General features: G+C 66.9%; 26 protein-coding genes, 1 tRNA gene and 1 riboswitch. Of the genes, 18 read left to right on the top strand and 9 right to left on the bottom strand.

Translation table 11 applies throughout. The features are described from left to right. Window positions 1-71: 71 nt before the first annotated feature. Genes dxs through NOV65_RS12520 form a run of 4 tightly spaced genes read right to left on the bottom strand, consistent with a single transcriptional unit; the run spans window position 72 to window position 3,907 of the window. Window positions 72-1,997 carry a 1-deoxy-D-xylulose-5-phosphate synthase gene (gene dxs / locus NOV65_RS12535; RefSeq protein ID WP_257306806.1) on the bottom strand — a complete coding sequence of 642 codons (1,926 nt, stop codon included), beginning with the start codon at window positions 1,995-1,997 and terminating at the stop codon, window positions 72-74. 8 nt (window positions 1,998-2,005) lie between these two features. Beyond that, the gene (locus tag NOV65_RS12530; RefSeq protein ID WP_257306805.1) at window positions 2,006-2,893 is read right to left on the bottom strand and encodes a polyprenyl synthetase family protein; all 888 of its coding nucleotides are present in this window, start codon (window positions 2,891-2,893) and stop codon (window positions 2,006-2,008) included. Further along, on the bottom strand, window positions 2,890-3,129 hold the full coding sequence (xseB, locus tag NOV65_RS12525; RefSeq protein ID WP_257306804.1) for an exodeoxyribonuclease VII small subunit: 240 nt from the start codon (window positions 3,127-3,129) through the stop codon (window positions 2,890-2,892). The genes NOV65_RS12530 and xseB overlap by 4 nt, the downstream gene beginning before the upstream one ends. A 43-nt stretch (window positions 3,130-3,172) precedes the next feature. Further along, window positions 3,173-3,907, bottom strand: a complete 735-nt coding sequence (locus NOV65_RS12520) for a DUF4412 domain-containing protein (RefSeq protein ID WP_257306803.1) — start codon at window positions 3,905-3,907, stop codon at window positions 3,173-3,175. An 86-nt stretch (window positions 3,908-3,993) separates the two neighbouring features. Between NOV65_RS12520 and NOV65_RS12515 the strand changes: the two genes are divergently transcribed. From NOV65_RS12515 to NOV65_RS12470, 10 genes are all read left to right on the top strand, one after another. Continuing rightward, the gene (locus NOV65_RS12515; protein WP_257306802.1) at window positions 3,994-5,364 is read left to right on the top strand and encodes a sigma-54-dependent transcriptional regulator; all 1,371 of its coding nucleotides are present in this window, start codon (window positions 3,994-3,996) and stop codon (window positions 5,362-5,364) included. A gap of 147 nt (window positions 5,365-5,511) precedes the next feature. Then, on the top strand, window positions 5,512-6,366 hold the full coding sequence (locus tag NOV65_RS12510; protein WP_257306801.1) for a hypothetical protein: 855 nt from the start codon (window positions 5,512-5,514) through the stop codon (window positions 6,364-6,366). A 91-nt stretch (window positions 6,367-6,457) separates the two neighbouring features. Continuing rightward, window positions 6,458-7,294: a deoxyribose-phosphate aldolase gene (gene deoC / locus NOV65_RS12505; protein WP_257306800.1), complete on the top strand. Its 837-nt coding sequence runs from the start codon at window positions 6,458-6,460 to the stop codon at window positions 7,292-7,294. Window positions 7,295-7,336: 42 nt separating this feature from the next. Next, complete coding sequence (locus tag NOV65_RS12500) at window positions 7,337-7,834, top strand: roadblock/LC7 domain-containing protein (protein ID WP_341849968.1); 498 nt, start codon at window positions 7,337-7,339, stop codon at window positions 7,832-7,834. A 13-nt stretch (window positions 7,835-7,847) separates the two neighbouring features. Further along, the gene (locus tag NOV65_RS12495) at window positions 7,848-8,432 is read left to right on the top strand and encodes a GTP-binding protein (RefSeq protein ID WP_257306799.1); all 585 of its coding nucleotides are present in this window, start codon (window positions 7,848-7,850) and stop codon (window positions 8,430-8,432) included. Window positions 8,433-8,512: 80 nt separating this feature from the next. Then, window positions 8,513-8,588: transfer RNA gene (locus tag NOV65_RS12490), tRNA-Asn, on the top strand. A 545-nt stretch (window positions 8,589-9,133) separates the two neighbouring features. Then, window positions 9,134-9,472 (top strand): hypothetical protein, encoded by a 339-nt coding sequence (locus NOV65_RS12485; RefSeq protein ID WP_257306798.1) that lies wholly within the window; start codon window positions 9,134-9,136, stop codon window positions 9,470-9,472. A gap of 16 nt (window positions 9,473-9,488) precedes the next feature. Next, window positions 9,489-10,364 (top strand): MbnB/TglH/ChrH family RiPP precursor modification enzyme, encoded by an 876-nt coding sequence (locus NOV65_RS12480; RefSeq protein WP_257306797.1) that lies wholly within the window; start codon window positions 9,489-9,491, stop codon window positions 10,362-10,364. Continuing rightward, a complete protein-coding gene (locus tag NOV65_RS12475) occupies window positions 10,357-11,151 on the top strand; it encodes an HvfC/BufC family peptide modification chaperone (RefSeq protein ID WP_257306796.1) in 795 nt (264 codons plus the stop codon). Before NOV65_RS12480 ends, NOV65_RS12475 begins: the two co-directional genes overlap by 8 nt. A gap of 181 nt (window positions 11,152-11,332) precedes the next feature. After that, on the top strand, window positions 11,333-11,683 hold the full coding sequence (locus NOV65_RS12470; protein WP_257307281.1) for an FKBP-type peptidyl-prolyl cis-trans isomerase: 351 nt from the start codon (window positions 11,333-11,335) through the stop codon (window positions 11,681-11,683). A 3-nt stretch (window positions 11,684-11,686) separates the two neighbouring features. Here the strand turns inward: NOV65_RS12470 and NOV65_RS12465 are convergent, their stop codons facing one another. The 3 genes from NOV65_RS12465 to thiC all read right to left on the bottom strand — a co-directional run bounded on the left by NOV65_RS12465 (window position 11,687) and on the right by thiC (window position 15,854). Next, window positions 11,687-12,961: a trans-sulfuration enzyme family protein gene (locus NOV65_RS12465; protein ID WP_257306795.1), complete on the bottom strand. Its 1,275-nt coding sequence runs from the start codon at window positions 12,959-12,961 to the stop codon at window positions 11,687-11,689. A 103-nt stretch (window positions 12,962-13,064) separates the two neighbouring features. Further along, window positions 13,065-13,165: riboswitch (SAM riboswitch) on the bottom strand. Between the two features lie 87 nt (window positions 13,166-13,252). Next, window positions 13,253-13,834: a DJ-1/PfpI family protein gene (locus NOV65_RS12460; RefSeq protein WP_257306794.1), complete on the bottom strand. Its 582-nt coding sequence runs from the start codon at window positions 13,832-13,834 to the stop codon at window positions 13,253-13,255. A gap of 190 nt (window positions 13,835-14,024) precedes the next feature. Beyond that, window positions 14,025-15,854 (bottom strand): phosphomethylpyrimidine synthase ThiC, encoded by a 1,830-nt coding sequence (gene thiC, locus NOV65_RS12455; protein ID WP_306672128.1) that lies wholly within the window; start codon window positions 15,852-15,854, stop codon window positions 14,025-14,027. Window positions 15,855-16,010: 156 nt separating this feature from the next. On the opposite strand from thiC, the gene NOV65_RS12450 reads away from it, so the two are divergent. The 7 genes from NOV65_RS12450 to gluQRS all read left to right on the top strand — a co-directional run bounded on the left by NOV65_RS12450 (window position 16,011) and on the right by gluQRS (window position 21,812). Then, window positions 16,011-16,328 (top strand): hypothetical protein, encoded by a 318-nt coding sequence (locus NOV65_RS12450; protein WP_257306793.1) that lies wholly within the window; start codon window positions 16,011-16,013, stop codon window positions 16,326-16,328. Beyond that, a complete protein-coding gene (pfkA, locus tag NOV65_RS12445; RefSeq protein ID WP_257306792.1) occupies window positions 16,325-17,293 on the top strand; it encodes a 6-phosphofructokinase in 969 nt (322 codons plus the stop codon). The genes NOV65_RS12450 and pfkA overlap by 4 nt, the downstream gene beginning before the upstream one ends. 167 nt (window positions 17,294-17,460) lie before the next feature. Beyond that, window positions 17,461-18,534, top strand: coding sequence for a mannose-1-phosphate guanylyltransferase (locus tag NOV65_RS12440; RefSeq protein WP_425250859.1), 1,074 nt, complete (start codon window positions 17,461-17,463; stop codon window positions 18,532-18,534). Between the two features lie 45 nt (window positions 18,535-18,579). Continuing rightward, the gene (locus NOV65_RS15635; protein ID WP_425250858.1) at window positions 18,580-18,939 is read left to right on the top strand and encodes a phosphomannose isomerase type II C-terminal cupin domain; all 360 of its coding nucleotides are present in this window, start codon (window positions 18,580-18,582) and stop codon (window positions 18,937-18,939) included. After that, window positions 18,939-19,628: an outer membrane lipoprotein-sorting protein gene (locus NOV65_RS12435; RefSeq protein ID WP_257306791.1), complete on the top strand. Its 690-nt coding sequence runs from the start codon at window positions 18,939-18,941 to the stop codon at window positions 19,626-19,628. Before NOV65_RS15635 ends, NOV65_RS12435 begins: the two co-directional genes overlap by 1 nt. Before the next feature lie 242 nt (window positions 19,629-19,870). Beyond that, window positions 19,871-20,857, top strand: coding sequence for a deoxyhypusine synthase family protein (locus NOV65_RS12430; protein WP_257306790.1), 987 nt, complete (start codon window positions 19,871-19,873; stop codon window positions 20,855-20,857). 55 nt (window positions 20,858-20,912) lie between these two features. Beyond that, window positions 20,913-21,812, top strand: coding sequence for a tRNA glutamyl-Q(34) synthetase GluQRS (gluQRS, locus tag NOV65_RS12425; protein WP_257306789.1), 900 nt, complete (start codon window positions 20,913-20,915; stop codon window positions 21,810-21,812). 1 nt (window position 21,813) lies between these two features. Here the strand turns inward: gluQRS and NOV65_RS12420 are convergent, their stop codons facing one another. Together NOV65_RS12420 and rpsT are read right to left on the bottom strand one after the other, a co-directional pair. Further along, window positions 21,814-22,155, bottom strand: a complete 342-nt coding sequence (locus NOV65_RS12420; protein ID WP_257306788.1) for a DUF5329 domain-containing protein — start codon at window positions 22,153-22,155, stop codon at window positions 21,814-21,816. 154 nt (window positions 22,156-22,309) lie between these two features. After that, entirely contained in the window at window positions 22,310-22,573 is a 264-nt protein-coding gene (rpsT, locus tag NOV65_RS12415; protein ID WP_257306787.1) for a 30S ribosomal protein S20, read from the bottom strand. A 192-nt stretch (window positions 22,574-22,765) separates the two neighbouring features. Between rpsT and NOV65_RS12410 the strand changes: the two genes are divergently transcribed. Further along, window positions 22,766-23,596, top strand: coding sequence for a transketolase (locus NOV65_RS12410; protein ID WP_257306786.1), 831 nt, complete (start codon window positions 22,766-22,768; stop codon window positions 23,594-23,596). The last annotated feature ends 24 nt before the right edge of the window (window positions 23,597-23,620 follow it).

Raw genomic sequence — 23,620 nt, 5'->3', positions numbered from 1 at the left:
GGAAAGTGATCGCTGCCAGGGCGGGTTGGCACCAACCATAGGAATTCCCGGAGTCTTTCGCAAGGTTTTACTTAGATGTCACGGAAGAAATTTCGGATCCTGCTCTCGAGGACCTGGGGGCTGAGGCCCTCTTCTTCCAGCAGGCGCTTGGGGTCGCCATGGTGGACCAGATGGTCGGCAACGGCGCAGCGAAGCAGGGGGCGGGTCAGGCCAGCGTCCGCCAGGGACTCGGCCACGGCCCCGCCGAAACCAGCGGGAGCGCAACCCTCTTCCAGCGTGACGATGGCCCGGCAGCGGCCGGCCCAGGCATGGATGAGCGCCTCGTCCATGGGCTTCACAAAGCGGGCGTTGAGGACGGCGCAGGAAATGCCTTCTTCCGCCAGGGCTCCGGCGATCCGGAGGGCCGGCTCCACCATGGCGCCCAGGGCGCAGAGCAGCAGATCGTGACCTTCGCGCAGCAGCTCGCCCTTGCCGACGGGCAGGGCCGTGATGGGCTCTTCCAGGACCACGCCCAGGCCATTGCCCCGGGGATAGCGCAGGGCGGCGGGATGCCCGCAGTAGAGTGCGGTCATGAGCATGCGCCGCAGCTCGTTCTCATCCTTGGGGGCCATGAGGATGATGTTGGGCAGGCAGCGCAGGTAGGCCAGATCATAGAGGCCGTGGTGGGTGGGTCCGTCGGCGCCCACGATGCCGGCCCGGTCCAGGGCGAAGGTCACGGGCAGATCCTGGATGCAGACGTCGTGGGCCACCTGGTCGAAGCCCCGCTGGAGGAAGGTGCTGTAGATGGCGCACACGGGTCGCATGCCCTGGGCGGCCAGACCGGCGGCGAAGGTGACGGCATGCTGTTCGGCGATGCCCACGTCGAAGCAGCGATCCGGGAAGGCCTTCTGGAACAGGTTCAGGCCTGTGCCATCCAGCATGGCGGCGGTGATGCCCACGATTTTGGCGTCGTTCTTCCCCAGTTCCACCAGAGCCTTGCCGAAGACGCTGGTATAGCTCGGCGGCGCCGGTTTCGACGGGTCCACCTGGACCTTGATGATCTCACCGGCCTCGGCGTCGAAGGCGGTGACGCCATGCCACTTCAGGGGATCCTGCACGGCGGGCTCATAGCCATAGCCCTTCTTGGTCTGCACGTGGAGGAGGACCGGGCCTTCCTTCATCTTCTCCTTGGCCTCGGCCAGGGCCTTGGAGGTGGCGTTCACGTCATGGCCATTCACGGGCCCGATGTAGCGGAAGCCCAGGTCCTCGAAGAGCAGCCCAGGCACCATGAGGCGCTTGAAGCTCTCCTCGCTCCACTTCGCGGCCTTGGCCACGCCCTTGCTCAGGCCCTCCAGGGGAATGGCCTTGATGGCGTGTTCGATGCGGTCGCGCCAGCGCTGATAGTACTGCCCCGACATGATCTGGTTCAGGTAACCCTGCAGCGAACCCACGTTGGGGTTGATGCTCATGTCGTTGTCGTTGAGGATCACCAGGAAGTTCTTCGCCTCCAGGTAGCCGGCCTGGTTGAGGCCCTCGAAGGCCATGCCGGCGGTCATGGAGCCGTCACCGATGACGGCGATGCAGGCGTGATCCTGCTTCTGGATGTCCCGCGCCTTGGCCATGCCCAGGGCCGCGGAGATGCTGGTGCTGGCGTGGCCCGCGCCGAAGTGGTCGTAGGGGCTCTCGTCCCGCTTCAGGAAACCCGACAGGCCGTGGTGCTGGCGCAGGGTGGGGAAGCGGTCCTTGCGGCCCGTGAGGATCTTGTGCGGGTAGGCCTGGTGGCCCACGTCCCACACGATGCGGTCCTGGAGGAAGTCGAAGTGGTGGAAGAGGGCCACGGTCAGCTCGACCGTGCCGAGGTTGGAGCTGAAGTGCCCGCCGGTCTCGGAGACGGACGTGATGATGAACGCCCGGACCTCGGCCGCGAGCCGCTCGAGCTGGTCCGGGGTGAAGTGGCGGATCTGCTGGGGGGCCGCCAGGGAATCCAGCAGCGGATAGGGGCTGGAGGGGTTCTCCACCTGGGTACCTATTTCGCGCGCTGGGCCAGATAGTGCGCCCAGGCTGCCAAGGAATTGCGGTTGGGGAGGGTTGCTAGGTGACATAGGGCGGTCTCGGTGGCTTCACTCAGGGCTTTGCGGGCGCCGTCCAGGCCCAGGAGCGACGGGTAGGTGATCTTACCCCTGCCCGCATCCTTCCCAGCCCGTTTGCCCAGATCCGCGTCCGTGGCGGTGGCATCCAGGATGTCGTCCTGGATCTGGAAGGCCAGGCCGATGGCTTCGCCGTAGGCCCGCAGGGCGGCTCGTTCCGCGGGCGCCGCGCCGCCGAGCACCGCGCCGATCTCCAGGGAGGCCCGCAGAAGGGCGCCGGTCTTGAGGCGATGGATGAGGCGCAGGTGGTCCAGGTCATAGGTGGCGAGCGTTTCACCCTCGAGATCCAACGCCTGGCCGCCTGCCATGCCGCGCCAGCCGGCGCCTTCGGCCAGCAGACGCAGGGCTTCGGCCCGCCGCACGGGATCGAGCTCTGCCGAGGCCAGTACGCCGAAGGCCTCGGTGAGCAGGGCGTCGCCGGCCAGGATCGCGTGTCCCTCGCCGAAGACCTTGTGGTTGGTGGGCCGGCCCCGGCGCAGGTCGTCGTCGTCCATGGCGGGCAGGTCATCGTGGATGAGCGAGTAGGTGTGGACGTACTCCAAGGCCAGGGCTCCGGGGAGGGCCTGTTCCACCGTGCCGCCCACGGCTTCGGCGGCCAGTAGGCAGAGGATGGGCCGCACGCGCTTGCCGCCGGCCTCCAGGCTGTAGCGCATGGCCTCGCCCAGGCGGGCGGCCTCGCCCGCTCGGAAGGGGGTGGTGAGGGAGGTGTCCAGCAACGGGAGCAGGCGGTCCAGGTCGGCCTGGACCTGCGAGGCGGCGCCGCTCATCGGCCGTCCTTCCCCTCGTCCAGGGGATCGGCGCGGTACTCGCCGCCCAGGCCCGCCTTCAGGACCTCGACCCGGCGCTGGGCTTCGGCCAGCTGCTTCTGGAGGGCTTGGCTCAGCTGGACGCCCTCTTCGAAGCGGGCCAGGGCCTCCTCCAGGCTGAGGCTGCCGGACTCCAGCTGCTGCACCAGGGCCTCCAGCCGGTCCAGGCCATCATCGAAGGAGGTTTGGGCGCTCATGGGGATTCCGAAGGAAGGGGCCCCGGAAGGGGCCCCGCCCAGTCTACCGCTTCCCCCGCATGCTTTCCTTCATCTCCTTGCCCCCGTCCTTCATGGTGTAGCCAGAAGGCAGGGTCCAGGCGCTTTCCGGAATGGTGGCGGTGGACACCGCCGTGGCCTCCGTGGTCACATCCGTGCCCATGAGCCCGGTGATGTGGGTCTTCAGTGGCACTCCCTTGAGCTTGGCGGTCTCCTGGTAGACCCGCTTGAAGAGGGTGCCCATGGGGCCGGGGACCCGATTGAGCATGGCCATGGACTTGGCGTAGTCCTTGATTGGGAACTGGAGGGAGGGGTCGATGCTCAACTCCTCCACCATCTTGCCGAGAGTGATCCGCACCTTTTTGCATGGGCGTCCCAGCACCGTATCCGCGCCCAGCTGCTCGACCTTCACCTCGGAGACGTCGCCGAACATCATCTTGGTCACCATCTCGGGCATACCGGCCATCTGGTCCTCAAGGGCCTGCATGGTCTCCTGCATGTCCTTGAAGGTGAACTTGGTGATGACCTTCTTCGCGTGGTCGATGCTGTAGAGCACCTCGTGGCCGTAGTCGACCAGACTGTCGCTCTTCGCGCCGGCGTGGTTGACCCGCATCCGCGTGGCGCTGAGGTACTGCACCTGGGCGCCATCCTTGGCCAGGGCGCCCTTGCCCGTGACCTGCGAGGTGATGGTGAGGTCGCCCGCGAAAAGGTTGGCCGAATAAAGGACCATCCCGAAGGCAAGAGCCAGAAGGGTGCGCATGGGAATTCTCCGTTGAATGGGTGTCGTGAGCATACCCTGGGAACTTGCCGGGGGCCAGGTGGGGTACCTTCATGGTGGGGGTGGGCATGGCCCGAGTGCTCGTGGTGGACGACAGCAAGGAGACCTGCGAGTTCCTGGAGGAGCTGCTGGGGACCATGGGCCTCGAAGTCGCCAAGGCCACCCATCCCGACCGGGCCATTGAGCTGTTGCGGAAGGGGGGCTTCGACCTGCTGCTCTCCGACATCAACCTGGAGGCCAAGAAGGATGGGCTGGATCTCCTCCGGGAGGCCAAGCCGCTGGGCGTGGATACCATTCTGCTCTCGGGTTTCGGCACCCTGGAAACCGCCATCGAGGCCGTGCGGGAAGGGGCTTTCGACTTCCTCAGCAAGCCCTGGAACAACGAGGAGCTGAAGGCCCTGGTGAGCCGCGCCCTCGCCCGGCGGCAATCCGCCGGCCAGGGCACTGCGCAGGGGGCCTCCCCCAAAGGCAGGCGGAGTTTGATGATCGGCTCCAGCCCTAAGATGATGGCGGTCTACAAGACCATCGCCAGCCTCCAGAACAGCCGGGCCACCGTGCTCATCACGGGGGAGAGCGGCACGGGCAAGGAGCTGGTGGCCCGGAGCATTCACCTGTCCAGCGATCGCCGGGACCGCGCTTTCGTGGCTGTGAACTGCGGCGCTCTCACCGAGACCCTGCTGGAATCCGAACTCTTCGGCCACGTGAAGGGCTCCTTCACGGGCGCCGTGAACGAGAAACCGGGCCTCTTCGAGGAGGCCTCCGGCGGCACCATCTTCCTGGATGAGATCGGCGAGACCAGCCCCAGCTTCCAGGTCCGACTGCTGCGGGTGCTCCAGGAGCAGGAGATCCGCAGGGTGGGGGGCAACAAGACCATCAAGGTGGATTCCAGGGTCATCGCCGCCACCAACCGCGACCTCCAGCAGATGGTGAAGGCCGGGACCTTCCGCGAGGATCTCTACTACCGGCTCAGCGTCGTGGAGCTGGCTGTGCCGCCCCTCCGGGAGCGGGGGGAGGACGTGGACGCGCTGCTGGACCACTTCCTGGCGGAATTCGGGCAGAAGGACCAGCAGACCTATCAGTTGCACCCGGAGGCGCGCCGGGTGCTCGTGGCCTACTCCTGGCCGGGCAACGTGCGCGAATTGAGCAACGCCGTGGAGAACCTGACCCAGCTGAGCCGGGGCCGGGAGATCACGGTGGACGACCTGCCGGCCAAGATCCAGGCCGACGTGCTCAAGCGGGCCCTGCTGAGGCCGGAGCCCTCCGAAGGTGCCCCCTCGCTGATCGAGGATTGGCCTTCCCTGGATGAGCTGGAACGCCGGTACATCCAGATCCTGGTGGGGCGGCACAAAGAGAAGCAGCGCATTGCCGAGATCCTGGGGGTGGACCGGACCACCCTTTACCGGAAGCTCAAACGCTACGGACTCCATGAAGGCGAGTAGCAGGCTGCCACGAGTGGCAGAATGCAACAAAATTTGACCCGCTCTCATTTGTTCAAGTGCTTATTTAAGGCAGGTTAAATATTGGCCCGAATACTGCTTCCTGGAGCTCACTTCCGGCCGTGCCGGATCCACCCAGGGAGAACCCCCATGAAGAAGCTTGCTGCGCTGCTCGTCGCCGCCGCTCTGATCAGCCCCGTGTTCGCGGAAGAGGCGAAGAAGCCTGAAGCGAAGAAGGTCGAGACCAAGAAGGTCGAGAAGAAGGCTGAGAAGAAGGCCGAGCCCAAGAAGGAAGAGGCCAAGAAGGCCCTGACCGTCGCCGAGGAGAAGAAGGCCGAGGCCGCTCCCAAGGCCGAGAAGAAGGCTGAAGCCGCCCCCAAGGCCGAGAAGAAGGCCAAGAAGCACCACAAGAAGGCCGAGAAGAAGGCCGAGGCTGCTCCCGCCGCCGAGAAGAAGGCTCTGACCACCGAAGAGAAGAAGGCCGAGCCCAAGAAGGCTGAGGCCAAGAAGGCTGAGAAGAAGGCCGAGCCCAAGAAGGAAGAGAAGAAGGCCGAGGCCAAGAAGGCCATGACCGCCGAAGAGAAGAAGGCTGAAGCTGCCCCCAAGGCCGAGAAGAAGGCCAAGAAGCACCACAAGAAGGCCGAGAAGAAGGCTGAGCCCGCCGCTCCTGCCGCCGAGAAGAAGGCCATGACCGCCGAGGAGAAGAAGGCTGAGGCCGCTCCCAAGGCTGAGAAGAAGGCCGCCAAGAAGGCCGAAGCCAAGAAGGAAGAGAAGAAGGCCGAGGCCAAGAAGGCCATGACCGCCGAAGAGAAGAAGGCTGAAGCTGCCCCCAAGGCCGAGAAGAAGGCTGCCAAGAAGGCCGAAGCCAAGAAGGACGAGAAGAAGGCCGAGGCCAAGAAGGCCATGACCGCCGAAGAGAAGAAGGCTGAAGCCGCCCCCAAGGCCGAGAAGAAGGCCAAGAAGGCTGCCAAGAAGGCCGAGAAGAAGGAAGAGGCCAAGAAGTAATCTGGCTTCACGGATCACGGGAAAGCGGGCTTCGGCCCGCTTTTTCGCGTACGGCTTTCCGGCGGGGCGCCCGGAGGCCATGATGAGAACCATGATCGACCCACTCCTCGACCTCACTGCCGAGATCCGCGCCCGCCTCCAGGGGTTCCCGAACGGGGGGAGGCCCCAGTTACTGGGGTGCGTGGAGGGCTCGTGCCTCCTTCGGGATGGCTCGGGCCAGCACCATCGGCTGGCCTCCCAGGTGGTTTCCCCAGCCGGGCCCTGGGACCTATCCCCTCTCATCGACCACACCCTGCTGAAACCCGACGCCACTGGGGCCCAGGTGGAGGTCCTCTGTGCCGAGGCCCTGAAGCACGGGTTCGCCTCGGTCTGCGTCAATCCCCTCTGGGTGCCGTTGGCGGCCTCCCTCCTCAGCGGCAGCGCGATCCGGACCTGCACGGTGGTCGGCTTCCCCCTCGGGGCCTCCTCGCTCCGCGCGAAGGCGCATGAGGCCGAACTTGCCGTGAAGGACGGGGCCCAGGAAGTGGACATGGTGTTGGCCATCGGCGCCGCCAAGGCCGGCGACTGGGATACGGTCCGCCGGGACCTGGCAGGCCTCCGAACGGCCGTTCCTGCGCCCACGGTGCTGAAGGTGATTCTGGAGACCTGCCTGCTCACGGACGGCGAGAAGGCGCAGGCTTCGGCCCTGGCCCTGGAGGCGGGCCTCGATTTCGTGAAGACTTCGACGGGATTCTCCACCGGGGGCGCGACGGAAGCCGATGTTGCGCTGATGCGCCGGGTCGTGGGCACCGGGATGGGGGTGAAGGCCTCCGGCGGTATCCGGACCTATGAGGGGGCCTTGGCCATGGTCCTGGCCGGGGCGACGCGTCTGGGGCTTTCCGCCTCCGTGGCGGTGGTTCAGGGGGGAGCCGGGGCGGGGACCTACTGAAAAGTGCTATCCTCACAGATAGCAGTCCCGGCGGAGGTTCTTGTGGCAAAGCTTGATCTCATCATGTTCGAGGAGGAGTACAAGCTCCTCCACGAGATCATCAGCCGCCTCCAGAAGGATGCCTCCGCCAAGGTGGTCTTCCTGGTGGACAAGAACGGCCAGCAGATCGCCTCGGCCGGGGACGTAAAGAGCATCGACGCCACCAGCCTCGCCTCCCTCACCGCCGGCAACGTGGCCGCCACGGACGGCCTGGCCAAGCTCATCGGCGAAAAGGAATTCAGCCTCCTCTTCCACGAAGGGGAGCGGGACAACCTGCACATCTCGATCGTGGGGAAACGCGGGATCCTGGTGGTGATCTTCGACCAGAACTCGAGCCTCGCCCTGGTGCGCCTGCGGGTGAAGAAGGCCAGCAAGGAACTCCAGGAGATCTTCGATCAGGTGGAACAGCGCGCCCAGAAGGAATCCGACGGCGGCAGCCGCTTCGAAAGCCCCTTCTCGGAGATCACGGACGAAGACATCGACCGCCTCTTCGGCGACTAGGGCCGGGGACGTCATGACCTTCATCAACTACGCATCTCGCGAAATCAACTGCAAGATCGTCTACTACGGTCCCGGCCTCTGCGGGAAGACGACGAACATCCAGTGGATCTTCGAGCAGGCCAACCCCGACAAGCGGGGCAAGCTCGTCAGCCTCGCCACCGAGACGGACCGCACGCTCTTCTTCGACTTCCTGCCCCTCGACATGGGCATGGTCAAGGGCTTCAAGGTCCGCTTCCACCTCTACACCGTGCCCGGCCAGGTCTTCTACGACGCCAGCCGCAAGCTCATCCTCCGCGGGTGTGACGGCATCATCTTCGTGGCCGACAGCCAGAAGGCGCGCATGGAGGCCAACATCGAATCCATCGCCAACCTGGCGACCAACCTCAAAGAGAATGGCTTCGACGTCCGAGCGATCCCCTACGTCCTCCAGCTGAACAAGCGGGACATGCCTTCGGCCGTGCCCGCCGCCGAGATGGAGCGGCTGCTCCGGTTCCGGGGCGAACCCATGATCGAGGCCGTGGCGAACCAGGGCACCGGCGTCATCGAGACCCTCAAAGCCGCCGCCCGCCAGATCCTGATGGAACTTCAGAAGAACTAGGGCGGACGACGAGGATCACAGGTCCCGCCCCTCCCCGCTTGAATCTGCGCCCACCTCCGGTAGAATAGACCCTTGCCCTTTCCGGAGTAGCTCAGGGGTCAGAGCGGGTGACTGTTAATCACTAGGTCGGGGGTTCAAATCCCTCCTCCGGAGCCAGAACAAAGCAGGGGTCCCACCGGGACCCTTGCTTTGTTCTGGTTAAGGCTTGGTGGAGTTGGACCCCCGAGTGGCAGCCGGCCCGCGAGCGCGCCGTGGAGGCAGCGGGGCGCTGCCGGAGCGGATGAAGCGCGAGTGGCTGCCGGCAACGGGTTCAAATCCTCACGCCCAACAGACCGCCTGCGCCTCGCAAGGGACCCCGGAGGTTCCGACTCCGCGATCGAGCATCGCGAGTGCGCTCCAGCGGCGGAATTCAACTCTCCAGGCCAATAAGGTACGGCCACGGTCTCACCATGGGGAACCCGGGCGGGCCGGGCCTGAAGCCGATTGAACGGGGCTTGGCAGCCCTCCCCGGCGCATCCTGGTCGGGAAAAAACGCGAGCTCCTGAAAAAAAGGTCGTCACACCTTTGCGAGTGACTGCACCCCACAGGCTGACAACCTGGCCAGCTCTGTGATCCCGCCCGACCGCCGGGCAGGACTGGCCATGGGAGGCATTTCGGGGCCGCGGGCGGCCCCTGCCGCGGCGCAGCCGCAGGAGGATTTCATGATCACCAGACTCGTTGGTGCCGCCACTCTTTTCGCCGCGGGTTCGCTCGTGGCCGGAACTTCCACCGCCGTCGCCGCCACCCCTGTGAGTGCCTTCGGCTCGGAGACCGCGCTGACCCAGGCAGGGGACTGCGGATCCAAGGACGCCAAGCCGGATGCGAAGGCTCCTGCAAAAACCAAGGACGCCAAGGAGGCCAAGGGCAAGGCCAAGGAGGGCGGCTGTGGCGGTGGCGGGGGCTGCGGCAGCGCCGACATGAAGAAGGACCAGAAGGACAAGAAAGAAGGCAGCTGCGGCAAGGACAAGAAGGAAGGGTCCTGCGGCAAGGAGAAGAAGTAGGTTCCGGGAGGTTTCGATGACACCGGACCGGTTCTCCGGCCAGGGTCGCTTCGCTGGCGTGGGCCTGGGCCTCCGCCGCCCCCATCTGGAGGCGGTGGCGGCCCGGCCGGACCACGGCGTGCCCTTCTGGGAGACCTGCCCCGAGAACGTGATCGGGGATGGCGGGCGGCCCCACCGGGACGCCTGCGCCATCCTCGATCGTGACCCCGTCCTCACCCACGGTCTGGCCATCTCCCTGGGCGGGTTCGATCCCTGGGACGGGGACTACCTGAGGGACCTGGGACGCTTCCTCGTCCGCACGGAGACGCCCTGGCACTCCGAGCACCTCTGCTTCACCAGCGTGGATGGCAGCTCCCTCCATGAGCTGCTGCCACTTCCCTTCACGCGAGAGGCCGTCCGCCACACGGTGGCGCGGGCCCGGGACCTCCAGGCCCACCTGCCGGTGCCGCTCCTCCTCGAGAACATCACCTACTACGCCGAGCTGGGCCGGGCTGAGATGGATGAGGGCACCTTCATCACCGAGGTGCTGGAAGGGGCCGGCGTGGGCTGGCTGCTGGACGTGAACAACGTCTACGTCAACGCCCTCAACTTCGGCTTCGACCCCAAGGCCTGGCTGGCGCGCATGCCCCTGGAGCGCGTGGCCCAGCTGCACATCGCCGGACACAAGCGCTTCGGGACGCTCACCGTGGACACCCACGGCGCCGACGTCATCGACCCCGTCATCGAGCTGATGCAGTGGACCCTCGCCCGCCTGGGCCGTCCCGTGCCCGTGCTGCTGGAGCGCGACAACCACATCCCGGACCTGGAGGACCTGCTGGCGGAGCGGGCCCGCCTCCAGGCGGCCTACGACGAGGTCCTGGCGGTACCCATGCGGGGAGGCGGCCATGGCTGAAGGCCTCACCCCGACTCCCACCCTCGCGCTTCAGCGGGCCCTGGCGGCCCTGGTGCTCGATCCGGAAGGGGCGACCTTCGAGGAGGATCCCGCCGGATTCGCCCGGAGCCACGGGCTGCTCGAGGCGGACGCACAGAGCTTCCAGCAGTTCAGCGCCGGGCTGGCGGCCTACCGGGAGCTGGCCCGCCTGAGCCTGCTGGACCCCATCGAGACCATGTTCCCCGTCACCAGGGCCCTGCTCGTGCGGGAGGGCGCCTGGGAGGCCTGCATCGAGGCCTTCCTCCAGGCGCGCTGCGTGGCCAGCCGGCACTACCGGGACATCGCGCCCGCCTTCCTGGGCTGGCTGGCGGAGACGGGCTGGGGTCAGGCCACTTGGCCGTTCCTCCTGGAATTGGCCCATGCGGAAATCCTGGAAGTGCTGGTGGCCCGCTTCCCGGAGACCGGCTTTCCATCGCGACTCCATCCGGTGCCGGAGCCACGGGATCACATCGTCCTGGACTCGGCGACGCAGGTGGTGTCATATCGCCACGCAGTCCACCAGGTAAGCGAGGAGGCGCCCGTACCCGAGGCCCGCCCCACCCACCTGCTGGCCTACCGGGACGGTGAGGGGCGGCCGCAACTCATGGATCTGACTCCCGCCGCCGCGGCCCTGCTGACGCGGGCCCGGACGGAGCGTCTGGCCGAGGCTGCCGCGGCCCTGGGGCTGACGGATCTGGCCGCCACCTTGAGCTTGCTCAAGGAACTGTGCGACCGGGGTGCCATCGCTGGGTTCCAGGCCGCCCCATGATCGGGATGTGTTCAGGCCACGCCTTCACGTAGACTCGGAGGCTGGAGGCGCCATGACCCGCCTGTTCACCGTTCTGGCCGTGTTCCTGCTCACGCTGCCCCTGGCCACCCAGACCCTGACCGCCCAGACCCCCGCACCCGCCAAGAAACGGGCCCGGACCCCCAGGAAGAAGGCTCCCGCCATGACTACGACCGCCAGCGGCCTCCAGTACCTCGACACCCAGGTCGGCACCGGGGTCTCCCCCCAGCCCGGCCAGCGCTGTGCCGTCCACTACACGGGCTGGCTCTCGGACCACGGGAAGAAGGGCAAGAAGTTCGACAGCTCCGTGGACCGCGGCGAGCCGCTGGTCTTCCCCGTCGGCGTGGGCCGCGTCATCAAGGGCTGGGACGAGGGGTTGCTGACCATGAAGGTGGGCGGCAAGCGCACGCTCCACATCCCAGCGGCCCTCGGCTACGGCGCGCGCGGCGCCGGAGCCGACATTCCGCCCAATGCCGACTTGATCTTCGACGTAGAGCTGCTGGGGATCCAGTAAGGGTCAGTCGAAGGCCAGGGCCTGGGCCAGGTCCGCCCGCAGGTCCCGCACATCCTCCAGGCCCACGGACAGCCGGATGAGGTCATCGGTGATGCCGGCTCGCCGCCGGGCTTCGGGCGTCATGGAGGCGTGGGTCATGGAGGCGGGATGCGCCACCAGCGATTCCACGCCGCCCAGGCTCTCGGCCAGCGTGAACCAGCGCAGCTTGCGGAGCACATGGTTCAGCCGCTCGGCGCCGCCCTCCTTCAGCTCGAAGCTGAGCATGGCGCCGAAGCCCCGCTGCTGCCGCTTCGCGAGCTCGTGCTGCGGATGGCCGGGCAGACCCGGGAAGTGGACCTTGCCCACGGCGGGGTGGGCCGCCAGGAATTCCGCCAGCACCTGGGCTGTGGCCTCGTGCTGGCGCATGCGCAGGGGCAGGGTCTTCAGGCCGCGCAGCACGAGGAAGCAGTCGTGGGGCGCCTGCGAAGTGCCCAGCAGGTTGTTCACGCTCTGGATCTGCTGAGTGAGGGCCAGGCGGCCGGGCCCTGCCACCACGGCGCCGCCCACCACGTCGCTGTGGCCGTTGAGATACTTCGTCGTGGAATGGATCACGAGGTCGGCGCCGAGATCGAAGGGGCGCTGGAGGTAGGGCGACAAGAAGGTGTTGTCCACGGCCACGAGGCAGTCCGGCTGGCGGTGGCCCAGCTCCGCCACGGCGGCGATATCCGTGAGGCGCAGCAGGGGGTTCGAAGGGGTCTCGATCCAGATCATGCGGGTGTTGGGTCGGATGGCCGCTTGCACGGCCACGAGGTCTGCCAGGTCCAGGTAGGTGACCTCGAGGCCATAGAAGCGCCGGGCGTGTTCCAGCAGCCGGAAGGTGCCGCCGTAGCAGTCCACGGTGGAGATGAGGTGGCTGCCATGGGGCAGCAGGTTGAGAGCCACCAGGATGGCGCTCATGCCCGTGCTGGTGCAGGTGGCGCCCTGGCCGCCCTCCAGCAGGGCGAGGGCCTCCTCCAGGGCGGCCCGGGTGGGGTTGCCGCTCCGGGTGTAGTCGTAGCCCGCGTTGGTGCAGATGTCCTTGAAGGCGAAGGTGGACGAGAGGTACAGCGGCGGCATGACCGATCCGTAGGCCGGGTCGGGCTGCACGCCCGCATGCACGTACTGGGTGGCCAGGGCGGCGCCGGGCACCAGTTCGGGCCGGTGGATCCAGCCGGCCCGGCTTTCCCGCACCGGCGGCTGGATGCTGAAGTGGTAGGCCGGGTTGCCCGGCACGTTGGTATCGAGGTACTGGTCGCTCACAAGAGCCTCCGGAAAGGGAGGATCTCCGTCGTTCCACTGCGATCCAAAAAAACAAAGGGGGCCCGATCGCTCGGGCCCCCTTTGCATGTCAGCTTCTGACACGTCAGCATCTCTCCGCAATCGCTTGCGGCAGGAATTGGCACCTTGCTTTCGCAGGTTGCCAAGGTTTCACAGGGCCCGTCCCTCCACCTTTCTGGATATCGCGTGATGAAACTGACAAAGATCCTGTGGACGATCAGTATGAAGACGGGGGAAAGGTATGCCAACAGGTAATTGGCGCCCGACCGCGGATCAGAGGGTGATGCGGGTTCCCAGCACCTGCAGGAACTGGGCGAGCCAGGCGGGATGGGCCGGCCAGGCGGGGGCGGTGACCAGGTTCCCGTCCGTGACGGCGCCATCGATGGCGATGTCCGCGTACTTCCCCTTGGCGATCTCCACCTCGGCACGGCAGGCGGGGTAGGCCGAGCAGGTGCGGCCCTCCAGCACGCCCGCGGCGGAGAGGATCTGGGCGCCGTGGCAGATGGCCGCCACGGGCTTCTTCGCGGTGAAGAAGTGGCGAACGACCTCCAGCACCTTGGGGTTGAGGCGCAGGTACTCGGGGGCGCGGCCGCCGGGGATCACCAGGGCGTCGTACTGGTCCGGCTTGACGTCCGCGAAGGTGGCGTTGAGGGCGAAGCGGTGGCCGGGCTTCTCGGAGTAGGTCTGGTGGCCTTCGAAGTCATGGATGGCCGTGGCGACGGACTCGCCGGCCTTCTTGTCGGGGCACACGGCGTGGACCGTGTGGCCCACGGCCAGCAGGGCCTGGAAGGGCACCATGATTTCGTAGTCCTCCCCGAAATCGCCTACGAGCATGAGGATCTTCTTCGCGGCCATGGCTGCCTCCCTGGGCTGATGGAACCGCTCCGATGATACGCGTCCGCCTGCGAAAAAGCCCCGCCATCTGCGGAGCTTTTTCGTAACGCCTGGCGGCGCGGATCAGGCCTTCTGATAGACCTCGCGACCATGTGGGACAGGAGCGGACAGCGCGGGGCGCTGTCCCGACTGGGGCCCCACAGGGAGCGAATCAAGCTTTCTGATAGACCTCGGAACCCTTCTGCACGAAGGTCTCCGCCATCTCCTCCATGCCCTTCTTCAGGGCCTCTTCCTCGTTGTAGCCGTGGCTCTCGGCGTATTGCCGCACATCATCCGAGATCTTCATCGAGCAGAAGTGCGGGCCGCACATGGAGCAGAAGTGGGCGGTCTTGGCGCCTTCGGCGGGCAGGGTCTCGTCGTGGAACTCGCGAGCCGTGTCGGGATCCAGGGCCAGGTTGAACTGGTCCTCCCAGCGGAACTCGAAGCGGGCCTTGCTCATGGCGTCGTCCCAGATCCGGGCGCCGGGGTGGCCCTTGGCCAGGTCGGCGGCGTGGGCGGCGATCTTGTAGGCGATGACGCCGTCCTTCACGTCCTTCTTGTTGGGCAGGCCCAGGTGTTCCTTGGGCGTCACGTAGCACAGCATGGCGCAGCCGAACCAGCCGATCATGGCCGCGCCGATGGCCGAGGTGATGTGGTCGTAGCCCGGCGCGATGTCCGTGGTGAGGGGGCCCAGCGTGTAGAAGGGGGCCTCGTCGCAGACTTCCAGCTGCTTGGTCATGTTCTCCTGGATGAGGTGCATGGGCACATGGCCGGGGCCCTCGATCATCACCTGCACATCGTGCTTCCAGGCGACCTTGGTGAGCTCGCCGAGCGTCTCCAGCTCGCCGAACTGGGCCTCGTCGTTGGCGTCGGCGGTGCTGCCGGGGCGCAGGCCGTCACCCAGCGAGAAGGCCACGTCGTAGGCTTTCATGATCTCGCAGATGTCCTCGAAGTGCGTGTAGAGGAAGTTCTCCCGGTGATGAGCCAGGCACCACTTGGCCATGATGCTGCCGCCGCGGGAGACGATGCCCGTGACGCGCTTGGCGGTGAGGGGCACGTAGCGCAGCAGCACGCCGGCGTGGATGGTGAAGTAGTCCACGCCTTGTTCGGCCTGCTCGATGAGGGTGTCGCGGAAGATCTCCCAGGTGAGATCCTCGGCCTTGCCGTTGACCTTCTCCAGCGCCTGATAGATGGGCACGGTGCCGATGGGCACGGGGCTGTTGCGCAGGATCCACTCGCGGGTCTCGTGGATGTTGTTGCCGGTGCTGAGATCCATGACCGTGTCGGCGCCCCAGCGGATGGACCAGGCCATCTTCTCGACCTCCTCCTCGATGCTGGAGGCCACGGCGGAGTTGCCGATGTTGGCGTTGATCTTCACGAGGAAGTTCCGGCCGATGATCATGGGCTCGGTTTCCGGGTGGTTGATGTTGGCGGGGATGATGGCGCGGCCCCGGGCCACCTCGTCACGCACGAACTCGGGCGTGATGCGGCTCTTGATGCCCGCGGTCTCGCGGCCCAGGTTCTCGCGGATGGCGATGAACTCCATCTCGGGCGTGACCATGCCCTGCCGGGCGTAGTGCATCTGCGTCACGTTGCGCCCGGCTTTGGCGCGCATGGGCTGGCGCTCCGCGTGGAAGCGGATGGCGTCGAGTTCCTTGTCCCGCTCCCGGAGCTTGCGGTAGAGGCTGGTGGCGCCGGGCAGTTCCTCCACATCGCCCCGGCCCAGGATCCAGTCCTGGCGGAGGGGTTTCAGGCCCTTGGCCACATCGATGGTGACGGTGGGGTCGGTGTAGGGGCCGGAGGTGTCATAGAGCACCACGGGCTCGTTCTCGGTGAGCTGGTCCTTGAAATCGCGGGTGGGGTGGAGCTGGATCTGCCGGAGGGGAACGCGGACGCCGGGCTGGCGACCCGCCACGTGGATCTTGGTCGAGGCGGGGAAGGGCTGGAGGCAGGCCGCCAGGGCCGTGCCATCGACAGGGGCGGAACCGGATTGCATGGTCATGAAAACTCCGGACTTGGGAAAATCGGGTGGGAATTGATCCCCGAATCAGCAAGTTTATCGCGGGGGGGCTGGGGCGACGAATTCAAAGATTGTCACAGGGGAGCCGAAAGCCCCGTAACTGGCTGGATGCGCGATAATCGATTCCCCGGGGGGACCATGCCGCGACGCGTCCTGTTCATCAGCAGTCTGGCTCTGGGCCTGGTGGCTGCACCCAGGCCCCAGGAGGATCCCGTGATGAAGGCCCGCGCCCAGCGGGCCTCGGCCCAGGGGATTTCAGAGGGTGACCTCCCCCCGGTTCCCCGGGGCATCATCGAGCCGCCGCCCCTGCCGCCTCCGGAAGCCCATGTGAAGGACACGCGGAAGGGCAAGCGGGCCAAGGGCAAGGTGAAACACCGACGCGGCAAGGCCACCTTGAAGAAGGGCAGGGGTGCCGTCACCCGGTCCGGCCTGCCCGCCCAGAGGAAGGCGAAGTGAGAATCGGCGTCCTCACCTCTGGCGGGGACGCCCCAGGCATGAACGCCGCGATCCGAGCGGCAGTGCGTCAGGCAGATGCCCTGGGGCATGAGGCCTGGGGCATCCGGCAGGGCTACCAGGGGTTGCTGGAGCGCGACTGGGCGCCCATGCCCACGCGTGCCTGCGCCAACATCCTCCAGCGGGGCGGCACCGTGCTGCACACGGCCCGCTGCCCTGAATTCATGGAGGAGGCTCGGCGTGCCCAGGCGGCCGCGAACCTCCGGGAAGCGGGCATCCATGCCCTGGTGATCATCGGGGGGGATGGCAGCTTCCGGGGGGCCGAGGCCCTCCAGCGGGAGCATGGCATCCCCTGCGCGGGCATCCCCGGCACCATCGACAACGACCTGCCGGGCACGGACCGCACCCTGGGCTTCGACACGGCCCTCAACACCGCGGTGGAGGCCATCGACCGCATCCGCGACACAGCTTCGAGCCACGGCCGCCTGTTCCTGGTGGAGGTCATGGGGCGCAGCTCCGGCATGCTGGCCGTCCATACGGCTCTGGCCTGCGGGGCCGAGGCGGTCCTTTATCCCGAGGCCATGGATGATTCCTACGAGACCCTCGTGGCGCGGCTCCACGCCAATTGGCTTCGTGGCAAACGCAGTTCCATCGTGGTGGTGGCCGAGGGTGACGGCTTGGGCAACGCCGTGGCCGTGGGCGAGCGGCTCCGCCGGGACTATGGGCTGGACCTGCGCGTGGTGGTGCTGGGGCACATCCAGCGCGGCGGCAGTCCTTCGGCACTGGACCGCATCTGGGGCAGCCGCTGGGGAGCCGAGGCCGTGCGCCGCCTGGGCGCGGGCGAGGGCGGTTTCTATCTGGGCGAATTGTCCGGGGCCCTGGTAGTCCAGCCCCTGGCCCGCATCCTCGATCCCCGCCCCTCGCCTCCGGGCGACATGGAGGATCTGGTGGACATCCTTTCACGCTAGGCAAGTTGCGATGAACGAGGTCGCCGTGGTTCCCTGAAGGAGCCGCAATCTGGCAGGAGGCCGATGATGTCGGATACCCACAAGGACTCCCTGATCATCGTCATCGTCTCGGTATCGCCTGCGGCGATGCGCGAGGCCGCCCGCGTTGGGGCGGAACGGAAGGAGGCATGATGCCGGGCACGGGCAGTCATCAGTCCCTCATCATTGTCATCATGGCCGGGGGTCGCGGTACGCGGTTCTGGCCCCGCAGCCGCAATGCCCGCCCCAAGCAGTTCCTGGCCATCGTGGGCACCGAGACCCTGCTCCATCAGACGGTCCGCCGTCTCGACGGGCACGTGGCTCCTGAACGGATCTTCGTGGTGACCACGGCGGACCTCGCCGCCGAGACCCGGCGCATGCTGCCGGAGCTGCCGCAGGAGAACGTGATCGTGGAACCCGAGGGGCGCAACACCGCGCCCTGCCTGGCCCTCGCCCTAGTCCAGATCGAGCGCAAGTTCCCCCATGGCGTCATGGCGGTACTTTCCGCGGACCACTGGATCGGCGACCGGGAGATCTTCCTGGAGGATCTGGATACTGCCGTGAAGCATGCCGCCTGGGAGCGGGAACTGGTCACGTTCGGCATCAAGCCCACCTATCCCGAGACGGGCTACGGCTACCTCGAATCCGAGGGGCACGGCCCCGTGCAGAAGGTGAAGGCCTTCCGGGAGAAGCCTCCCGTGGAAGTGGCCATGCAGTACCTCGAATCAGACCGTCACTACTGGAACGCCGGCATGTTCGTGTGGACCCTGGAGGACTTCCGGGAAGGTCTGCACCAGCACGCCCCGGAGATTCTGGGGCCCCTGGACACCTGGGTGAAGGCCGGGGCAGATCCGGCGGCCCTGTCCGCGGCTTATCGTCAGCTTCCCAAGGTGGCCATTGATGTGGCCCTCCTGGAGAAGGCAGAGACGGTGGCCGTGGTGCCCGCCCGCTTCCGCTGGTCGGACGTGGGCTCCTGGCCCGCCGCCATCGAGTTCCAGGAGACGGATCCCGAAGGCAACGTGACCCAGGGCGAGACCCTGCTGCTGGACACCCGCAACTGCGCCTTTTTCGGAGGCAAGCGGTTCATCGCCGCCAGCGGACTGGACGATCTCATCGTGGTGGATGACGACGACGCCCTGCTCATCTGCCACCGCGACCGCGCCCAGACCGTCAAGCAGATCGTCGAGCGGCTGAAAGCGGAAGGGCGTGAGGATCTGCTGTAAGGCTGGAGTCCAGACTCCGGTCTCCAGACTTGATAAGCTGTCCCCATGGACCGACCGACCACCCTCCACGTGGACAAGCCCTGGGGCTCCTTCGACCAGTACGCCCTGAACGCACCCTGCACGGTGAAGATCCTCACCTGCAACCCCGGCCAGAAGCTGAGCCTCCAGCGCCACCAGCATCGGGGTGAGCTGTGGGTGGTCCTGGATCCGGGCGTGGTGGTGGATCGCGATGGTGTGGAACTCCGTCCGGCCGTGGGCGAGGAGATCTGGCTGCCCCAGGGCAGCACCCACCGCCTGCGCTGCGATGCCAGCACGTCCCATCCGGTCCGGGTGCTTGAAGTGAGCCTCGGCACCTTCGACGAGGCGGACATCGAGCGGCTCCAGGACGACTACGGGCGCCGTTGATGCGCGCCCTCTTCCTGTTGTTCCTGGCAGCCTTGCCGCTGCTGGCCCAGAGTGGCGAGGAGATCCTCGCCCGGGTGGACCGGCTGCGCCATCCCTGGCCCATCTTCACCGTGGAGTTGACGGTGAAGATCCCGCGGGCCGCCCAGCGCTGGAAGGTTTCGGCGCGGGCGAATGGTGATGCGCGATTGGATGGCCTTTCCGACAAGGAGAAGGGCCGGTCCGTGCTGCTGCTGGGCGATGAGATGTGGCTGCTGCTGCCGGGCACGAAGCGGCCCGTGAAGGTCACGCCCCAGCAGCGCCTGATGGGTTCGGCTGCAGGTGGGGACGTGGCCCGCACGCGGTTCCGCGAGGACTACAGCGTGCAGGCGGTGGCTGAAGAGCCGCTGGACGATCGGGCCTGCTGGCGGCTGGAGCTGGCGGCCAAGCGGCCGGCCCTCAGTGCCCGCCAGGTGATCCTGTGGGTGGCGAAGGAGGGCTCGCTGCCCCTGAAGGCCGAATTCCGGCTCGCTTCCGGGCGGCTGGCCCGCACGGCCCGGTTCGGTCCCCCGGTCCAGACGCATGGCCAGCCTGTGCTGTCGCGGATGGAGATCGAGGAAGCGGGCGGGGCAGCGGTCGAACTGGCCTTCGGGAACTGGATCCGGGGCGGGGTGGCGCCGGGGGCCTTCGAACTCCCCGGCATCGACCGGTGATAGACTGGAAGGCGAGGTGCCCGCAAGGGCTTCCCGCCACCAACCATCCCACCAATCGATCCCAGTCCCGTTCGCGGGACTCCCGCTAAAAAACCCCACCACTCGAAATCCCGCCAAACTCACCCTCACGAAGCGCCCGCACCTCCGGGCGCTTCCTTTTTGGGGGGCCGGATCCCCAGGGCCGCAATCCGCCCTCGGACCCGGGGGGAGCCGCTGGCACAATGAAAGGATTCGGAGGATTTATGTCCACGCCCAAGCTCGGCCCTGTCGGCAGCTATGTGAAGCATCATTTCCGGCACTTCAACGCCGCGGCCCTGATTGATGCCGCCGAGGGCTACCGGGTGTTCCTGGAGCAGGGCGGCAAGATGATGGTGACGATGGGCGGGGCCATGAGCACCGCGGAGCTTGGCCTCTCCTTTGCTGAGATGATCCGCCAGGACAAGGTGCACCTCATCGTCTGTACCGGGGCCAACCTGGAGGAGGACATCTTCAACCTGGTGGCCCACGACTTCTACGAGCGCGTGCCCCACTATCGGGACCTGACGCCCCAGGACGAGAAGGCCCTCCTGGACCGCCACATGAACCGCGTGACGGACACCTGCATTCCCGAGATGGAGGCCATGCGCCGCATGGAGAAGGCCATGCTCGAGGTGTGGATGGAGGCCGACGCCAAGGGCGAGCGCTACTTCCCCCACGAGTTCTTCCAGAAGGTGCTGAAGAGCGGGAAATACGAGCAGTACTACCAGATCGACCCCAAGCACAGCTGGATGCTGGCGGCCCTCGAGAAGAACGTGCCGATCGTGGTGCCGGGCTGGGAGGACAGCACCCTGGGCAACATGTTCGCCGCCGCCGTCATTCGCGGGGACGTGAAGAACGTCCACACGGTCCGCACCGGCATCGAGTACATGACCTGGCTGGCCAAACACTACCAGGACGTCACGAAGACGTCGACGCTGGGCATGTTCCAGATCGCCGGCGGCATCTCCGGCGACTTCCCCATCTGCGTGGTGCCCATGCTGCACCAGGATCTGGAGCTCACCGAGGTTCCGCTCTGGGGCTATTTCTGCCAGATCAGCGACAGCACCACCAGCTATGGTTCCTACTCCGGCGCCGTGCCCAACGAGAAGATCACCTGGGGCAAGCTGGGCGTGACCACGCCGAAGTTCATCGTGGAATCCGACGCCACCATCGTGGCCCCACTGATCTTCGCCTACCTGTTGGGTTGGTAGCTCTCGACCGTCGGCCCCCGGTCGAAAGCCGACAGCCCGACAGCCGCCCTATCCCATGACCATCGGCCGCTTCGCTCCTTCGCCCACGGGGGTCCTGCACCTGGGGAACCTGCGCACGGCGCTGGCTTCGTGGCTGTCGGCGCGGGCCTCCCGCGGCCGCTGGCTCATCCGCATGGAAGATGTGGACGGGCCCCGCTGCCGCCGCGATCTCGGCGAGGCGCAGCTGAAGGATCTGGGGCTTTTGGGCCTGGAATCCGACGCGCCCGTGCTGTGGCAGTCCGATCGCGGATCCGCCTACCATGCGGCCCTGGTCGCGCTGCACCAAGCGGGCTGCCTGTACCCCTGCGTCTGCACGCGGAGGGATCTCGAGAAGCTGGCCTCGGCGCCCCATGCCGAGGACGGCCTGCGCCCCTATCCGGGCCGCTGCCGGGGGCGGAGCTGGGAGGGATTCGATCGGGCTCTGCGCTTCCGGCTTCCGGCCGGCGCTCTCGATTGGCGGGACCAGCTTCTCGGCGCGCAGTCAAATGATCCCGCAGCCCTTACCGGCGATCCCTTGCTGTTCCGGCGGGACGGCTGCTTTGCCTACCACTTGGCGGTGGTGGTGGATGACGGCGCCCAGGGCGTGACGGAGGTGGTTCGGGGTGCTGACCTGCGGTCCGTGACCGCCACCCAGATCCGGCTCCAGGAGGCCCTGGGTCTGCCACGCCCCGCCTACGCCCATCTGGGCCTGGTGGCGGCGCCGGACGGCAGCCGCCTGGGCAAGCGGGCGGGGGCGTTGGGGGTTGCGGCGCTGGCGGCCCGGGGCCTTTCCCCGGCGGGCCTCGTGGGCTGGCTGGGCTGGAGCCTGGGTTGCCTGGGGCGGCCGGAACCCTGCCGTGCCGAGGAACTCATCCCGGCCTTCGACTGGGCGCGGGTGCCGAAGGGCGAGGTCCGGGTGCCCGAGACCTGGGTCTGATTCAGCGGGCGGGCTCTAGCCGCTTCAGCTCGGTCCAGAACCAGTCCCGGGCCAGGACCGTCTGGCCGTCCTTGAGCCTGATCTCGTAGGGCTTGCCGCTCAGGGTGCTGCCGCTCGCGCAGTAGTGGATGAAGTCCGCGGCGGTCTTCACCCGGCCGCCGGCGTTCTTCCACTTCAGGCGCAGGTGGTCGGCGGCCTGTTTCGGTGTGTGCTCCGAACCATTCCGGAGGAAGACGGCGCCCTGGAGATCAGCCACGGCCTGAATCAGGGCCTCGATCTTCTGGGTCTCAGTGAGCGCGGTGGCCGTGATGAGGGCGGGGAGGGGGGCTGGAAGGATGAACATGCCTCCAGCATTTCAGGAGCCCCAAAAAAGGAGAAGAACTCGCCGGGTGGTCCCTGGTCAGGTTGTTCACTCTCTCGGTATCCCCTTGGGATACGCGAGATTACAAAACAATGGACCCGGCTCTCCGGGTCCATTTGTAAAGCCTGAAGACTGGTTAAGCCAGGTTGTTCACTTTGGCGGCCAGGCGGGACTTGGTCCGGTTGGCGGCGTTCTTGTGCATCACGCCCTTGCGGCAGGCCTTGTCGACCAGGCCCTGGGTCAGGGGCAGCACCTTGGCGGCCTCGTCCTTCTTGCCGCCGGCGATCAGAGCCAGGAAGCTCTTGACGGCGGACTTCAGGGTCGAACGGTTGCTGCGGTTGCGGAGGCGGGCCTCGGCATCGCGGCGGGCCTTCTTGGCGGCGGACTTGTGATTGGCCATGAGTCGGATCTCCAGCTTCCGGGACAGTCCCCCTCGCAGGGGCTTGGGGAAGCGCGAAAGACCATCCTATCGCAAACACCGCGTGGGTCAAGGGCAAAAGGCGGGTCCCAGGGGTCATTCGCCCCCTTCCGGAGCGGCCCTCCCCAGGGCATCCTAATCGGAGGCGAATGGCCTCCCGGGAAGGATGGGGTCATGCCTCAGCAGAAATTGGAGTCCGTCGAGGATCTGGCGGCGAGGGCGAAAGCCTTGCGGCGGGATGTGCTGCTGCAGGTCTACAAGGCCCAGAGCGGCCACCCGGGCGGGAGCCTCAGCTGGATCGACATCGGCGTGGCGCTCTACTACCACGAAATGACCGTGTTCCCTGAGAACCCGGCGGACCCGGCCCGCGACCGGTTCGTGCTCTCCAAGGGCCATGCCTGTCCCGCCCAGTACGCCATCCTCGCGGACCAGGGGTTCTTCCCGAAGGCCTGGCTTGAGACCTTCCGGCAGTACCCCACGAAGCTCCAGGGCCACGCGGAAAACCACTACACCCCCGGTGTGGAGGTCACCACCGGCAGCCTGGGCCAGGGCCTGCCCCAGGCCGTGGGCATCGCGCTGGGCCTCAAGGTCCAGCAGGCCGCCCAGCGCGTCTACTGCGTGGTGGGCGATGGCGAAAGCCAGGAGGGCGTGATCTGGGAGGCGGCCATGGCCGCGCCCCACCACAAGCTCGACAACCTGTGCGTGTTCCATGACCTGAACGGCCTGCAGATCGACGGCGAGGTGAGGAAGGTCATGAACATCAACCCCGTGCCCGACAAGTGGCGGGCCTTCGGGTGGGCCGTGATGGAGATCGACGGCCACGACTTCACTCAGATCCTGGCGGCCCTGGCCTGGGCCCGGACCGTGAAGGGCCAGCCCGCGATGATCTGCGCCCGCACGGTGAAGGGGAAGGGCGTGAGCTTCATGGAGAACCAGGCCGGCTGGCACGGCGTGGCTCCCAAGACCGAAGACTACGAGAAGGCCCTGGCCGAACTGGCGGATTGACCCTACGACATCGGGTGGCCTCCG

Origin of the sequence: Geothrix campi (genome assembly GCF_024609265.1) — a bacterium.
Taxonomy (GTDB): domain Bacteria; phylum Acidobacteriota; class Holophagae; order Holophagales; family Holophagaceae; genus Geothrix; species Geothrix campi.
This window is presented reverse-complemented; position numbering and strand designations above follow the sequence as displayed.